The 555-nt window shown below is 46.8% G+C and carries 1 protein-coding gene; it reads right to left on the bottom strand.

What is annotated here, in order from left to right; translation table 11 throughout:
* Positions 1-555: DUF5801 repeats-in-toxin domain-containing protein (locus R7190_RS29740; protein WP_318138190.1), on the bottom strand; the 555-nt coding region annotated here is incomplete at both ends.

Genomic DNA, 555 nt, shown 5'->3' with positions numbered 1-555 from the left:
CAAAGACAAGCTTGTGACATTGTTAATGACTGGGTTATCGCCATCAGCAATTGTAATCACAAAGGTATTGCTGACCGTATCTTGGTCGTAATCCACGATCGTCGTTGGAAGAGAAAGCGCTATCGTATCGCTATCATTCGTCTGCTCAAGCGGTTTGAACTGTTCAAATTGGTACGTGCCGTCGGTGTTTAACGTGATGCTTAATACCACCTCTCCCGTGCCAGCTACGGTTAACGTGATGTTACTGCCATCTTCAGACAAGGTCGCAACCGTCGCTTGGTTGTCAGTTAACAAACCATCAAATTGCGACAAACTTTCCTGATTAAAGGTGACAGAAGCCAACTGGTCACTGCCAATTTCGACAAACGTCCCCGTGATTGGCGTCGATGAAGATTCTTCGTTCTCAAACGAGATGTCTTGCGGCGCTGGATTATCGCCATCGATAATCGTCGTGACAAAATCAATTGGCGTACGAATGCTGTTACCACCAATATCGGTACCCGGCATCTCAAACTCAATACTGATGCGGTCACCAACAATCGACACCTGTCCGTC

Source organism: Vibrio sp. 1078-1 (assembly GCF_033340475.1).
This window is presented reverse-complemented; position numbering and strand designations above follow the sequence as displayed.